Origin of the sequence: uncultured Chitinophaga sp., from assembly GCF_937874145.1 — a bacterium.
Classification (GTDB): domain Bacteria; phylum Bacteroidota; class Bacteroidia; order Chitinophagales; family Chitinophagaceae; genus Chitinophaga.
In genome coordinates, this window is the sequence record NZ_CALNBI010000259.1 from 1 (window position 1) to 4,501 (window position 4,501).

General features: G+C 53.9%; 3 protein-coding genes. 1 reads left to right on the forward strand and 2 read right to left on the reverse strand.

Annotation, left to right across the window (positions count from 1 at the left end; translation table 11 throughout):
• Together Q0510_RS12880 and glmS are read right to left on the reverse strand one after the other, a co-directional pair.
• The coding region (locus Q0510_RS12880) for a DUF4954 family protein (protein WP_298712247.1) at window positions 1–1,874 on the reverse strand (1,874 nt) is incomplete at its 3' end.
• 7 nt (window positions 1,875–1,881) lie between these two features.
• Window positions 1,882–3,720 (reverse strand): glutamine--fructose-6-phosphate transaminase (isomerizing), encoded by a 1,839-nt coding sequence (gene glmS / locus Q0510_RS12885; protein ID WP_298712250.1) that lies wholly within the window; start codon window positions 3,718–3,720, stop codon window positions 1,882–1,884.
• A gap of 431 nt (window positions 3,721–4,151) precedes the next feature.
• Between glmS and Q0510_RS12890 the strand changes: the two genes are divergently transcribed.
• Window positions 4,152–4,501, forward strand: a 350-nt coding sequence (locus Q0510_RS12890; protein ID WP_298712253.1) for a carboxymuconolactone decarboxylase family protein, incomplete at its 3' end; no start/stop codon positions are given.

Genomic DNA, 4,501 nt, shown 5'->3' on the forward strand with positions numbered 1-4,501 from the left:
GAATGGCGGAGCTTGTCTTCTTCGTAGCGTTCGCCGTTTTCGCGGTAGGCTTCGTGGAGCGCGTCCCAGCTGCCGATTTTATTCTTACGGATGCGTTGCTTGATGTCGTTCACGCGGTCTTCAGGGATCAGTTGTCCGCCCACGTTATTCCACGCCGAACGGCGGCATTGTTTCAGGTACGATTGCAGCTCCGCGAAATCCCCGAACCGCGCGTACTCCCGCATCAGGTTGCGCATGGCGTAGAGGGTAACGAGCTTGCGGAACAACGGATACGCTTTATCCACCTTCAGCAGCTGCGTTTTGCGGGAAGAATTTTCACATCCTTCTGCGAGGATTTCCATCCCGGCAACTTGCTTTGGATCGCTGAGCAGGAGGGCGCGGCCGGCTTTCCGGTCTTTTCCTAAAGCATTGCCTACCGCGGTTTCGAAAATCTCCAGCGCGGTAAACACTTCTTCGATGGAATCGGGCGCCAGGTAATCGAATTCGAGATGCTGTGTTTTGTCGGTCCGGCGGTCGCGGTCCACGTATTTCCAGGCATTACGGGCGAGGGCGTACATGTTGTGGAGGAACCAATATCCCGGCATGATTTTCAGCGTATCGTCGTGTTCGTCGTTCACGACGAGGCTGAACGGAAACGGTATTTTCAGTTCGCTCATGTAATTCCCTTTCGCGATGAGCGTAAAGGAAGCAAACATGGAGTTGTGTTTCAGGCTGACGCAAAGGCCCGGCCAGAAACCGCGCCCCGCGATGATTTCGCCATCTGCTCCGCGGGAATTGTGGTTGGAGCCGATGGTGGCGCCGGCGGCCATATTGCTCTGCCCCATAATGAGCGCGGCGCAGAGGAACGAGTTGTTGTGGTGCTGTTCGTGCGCGGGAAAGATGAGTGAATTGAGCACTTCGCAGCAGGAGATCGTGGCGTTGTTGCCGAGATACGAGTTGATGAGGCGCGCGCCGTATTTCAGTTGCGAGTGCGAGGCCATCACGAAGCGAACCGCTTTTACACCGTAGAACACGCGGCACCCGTAGCCGATGATCCCGTTCACCAGCTCGCAGCCTTCGCCGATCTGGGTGGGCGCGGTGGCGTCGCTGTTGAGCGTTACGTTCTTGATCTTGTTGGCGCCTTTGAGATAGGCGTCCGTCCCGATTTTTGTATCCTTTATAATCTTGCAGTTCTTGATCACCGTGCGGTCGCCAATCTCACCGTAGTAACCCCGGCGTTTGTCGAATTGCTTTTCGGTGAAGGCTTTGAACTGGTTTTGCAGGGTTTCGTCGGCCCGGTTGCGGGTCCAGAACCAGGCGTCGCCGGGCAGCATCCCGTCGAACGGCAATACGCTGCGCCCGCCGTTTTCGTTACACAGTTCCAGCCAGATGCGCACGCTTTCAGATTCGCCTTCCTTCAATATGCCATTCCCGAATTTGCTGTGATCCGTAACGCCGAGCTCGTTGACGTTGGAGATGATCACATCGTTGCCGATGATATAGTGGGAAAGGGAGTTCACGTTGTGGATCACCACGTTGTCGCCGATGTCGCAGGATGCGATGGTGCTGTAATACAAGCCCACGGGCAGCCGCAGGTTGTGGAACTCCAGGAAATAGTGTTCCAGCTTCCCGATGCGGACGATCCCGTAAAAATGGCAGTGCTGCACCAGGTTGGGATCGAAGTCGTTGTCTACGAAGATGTTGTTCCAGTCGTCGGAGGTATTGTCGTTCCGCACAAGCGTTTCTATCTCTCCGGCTTTCAGCTTGCGGTAAACATTGGTTTTGCCGCGTTGCTGGTCGCGCAGGTAATATTCGTCGCGCCCCTTCGGCAGGTAGCGCCCGTCCACGAACTGGTAGCCCAGTTGGCTGAGGGGTTTCTTCTGGATTTGGTTCATACGCGCTTTATTCTACGGTTACGGACTTGGCGAGGTTTCGCGGTTTATCTACGTCAAACCCTTTGCTGACGCCGATGTGGTAGGCGAGGAGTTGCAGGGGGATGACGGAAATGATGGGCGCCACCAGTTCGTCCGCTTCCGGTACAACGATAACATCATCGGCCATGGTGGGGATCGTGGCGTCGCCAGCGGTGGTCACGGCGATCACTTTGCCTTTCCTGGCTTTGATTTCCTGGATGTTGGACACGATTTTTTCGTAGTAGCTGTCTTTCGTAGCCACAAAAACTACCGGCAGGTTTTCGTCGACCAGCGCGATGGGACCGTGTTTCATTTCCGCGGCGGGATAGCCTTCGGCGTGGATGTAGCTGATCTCTTTCAGTTTCAGCGCACCTTCCAGCGCGATGGGGAAATTGTACCCGCGGCCGAGATAAAGGAAGTCGCGCGCGTCTTTGTATTTGTCGGCGATGGCTTTCACCTGGTCGTTGAGCTGCAGTGCGGTGGCTACTTTTTCTGAAACATCGTTCAGTTCTTCGAGCAGGTGCTGGAAACGTTGCTCAGTGATGGAACCCTTCGCCTGGGCGATTTTCAGGGCGATCATGGCCAGTACGGCCAGTTGCGCGGTGAATGCCTTGGTGCTGGCTACGCCGATCTCAGGGCCGGCGTGTGTATATACGCCGCCGTTGCTGAGCCGCGCGATGGAGGAGCCAACCACGTTGCAAACGCCGAGGATGATGGCGCCCTTTTCCTTGGCGCTTTCCATGGCCACGAGGGTATCTGCCGTTTCCCCGGACTGGCTCACGGCGATGATCACATCGCCCGGGCCTACCACGGGATTACGGTACCGGAATTCTGAAGCGTATTCCACTTCCACGGGGATGCGGCAAAGTTCTTCGATAATGTATTCGGCCACAAGCCCCGCGTGCCAGCTGGTGCCGCAGGCAACGATGATGATGCGGCGTGCGGCGGTGAGTACGTCGAGGTGCTCGCGGAGGCCCCCCAGCGTGAGGGTGCCGTTTTTGGCGTCGAGACGGCCGCGCAGACTGTCAAAAATCGTCTGCGGCTGTTCGAACACTTCTTTGAGCATGAAATGGTCGTACCCGCCTTTTTCGATAGCCGCCAGTTCGATGTCGAGTTTCTGGATGTAGGGGGTTTGTATTTCGTTGGAGATGTTTTTGAGGATGAGCTCGTCGGCCCGGAGGATCGCGATCTCATAATCATTGACATACACCACTTCTTTCGTGTATTCCACGATGGGCGAGGCGTCTGAGGCGAGGAAATGTTCGCCTTTGCCTACGCCGATCACGAGCGGGCTCCCTTTGCGCGCGGCGATGAGGGTGCCGGGATTGTCTTCGTCTACGATCACGATCACATAAGCGCCCACTACGCGTTTCAGCGCGATGCGCACGGCTTCTTCGGTGGAGCAATCGTTGCTCTGTTTGATTTCCTGGATGAAGTGGATGAGCACTTCGGTATCGGTATCGCTGGAGAACTGGTGCCCTTTGTTCAGCAGTTCCTGTTTGAGCTGCATGTAGTTTTCGATGATGCCGTTATGCACCATGGCCAGTTTACCGTCGCCCGAGGTGTGGGGATGGGCATTACGGTCGGAGGGCTCACCGTGCGTAGCCCAGCGCGTGTGCGCAATGGCGATGTGGCTTTTCACATCTTTCCCTGTCACATACTCCTCCAGTTCGGCAACTTTTCCTTTTTTCTTGTACACTTTCAGCTTTCCGCCATTGAGCAATGCCACGCCGGAGCTGTCATAACCGCGGTATTCCAATCTTTTCAATCCTTTTAAAACGACGGGATAAGCTTCCCGCTGGCCGATATAGGCTACAATTCCACACATCTTTTTTACAGTAGGGTTGAGAGGTTATTAAAAAAACAAAACGGCCCTCAATGTAAGATTATTAACGCAATTCGCCGCAGTTTTATGAAAGTTTGCGTATCAAATGATAAAAAGTTATAATTGATAACATGAAGAATATAATTATGGTATACGGTAAAAGGAAGCGTATTGTTAATGAGTTAAGAAAATATTTTATGAAAGTTCGCTCGATTATGGAAGTTATGAAAGAATGGCCGGGGAGATGATAGGTGTTTTTGGGGAAAGGAAGGGGCCGTCTCAACGCTGCGTTCGTTGTTAGGCGGACTACCAGCTGCGGCGGTCTTGTTTCTAAAAATATTATAAAAAAAATCCGGGGAAGATGTCCAATCGGGAAATGGCCGTGCATTATTAGGGTATACGAACAATATTCACCACCTTAAAAATGCAATATCATGTCACAAAGAATGAATCCTTTTGAGAAAGGTTTCCCGGTAACCAAGGCATTGTTCACGCTTGGCGCTTACCTGCATAAGAACCCTGTAGTGGAGCAGCCGTTGCTGCATTTGATTTACATGCGCGTATCGCAGATTAATGGCTGCGCCTTCTGCCTCGATATGCACTCCAAAGACCTGCTCGCCATGGGTGAAACTGCGCAAAGGCTCCTGTTGCTCGATGCCTGGCGCGAAACGGAGCTCTTCTCCGACCGGGAGCGCGCGGCCTTTGCCTGGGCGGAAGCCGTGACCGTGCTGAACAACCGCGAAGTGCCGGATGATGTATACGAACAGGCGACTGAAATTTTCTC

Bases quoted from the DNA above. Each gene is read 5' to 3' on its own strand.
- glmS (WP_298712250.1), bottom strand. From the start codon at position 3,720: ATGTGTGGAATTGTAGCCTATATCGGCCAGCGGGAAGCTTATCCCGTC.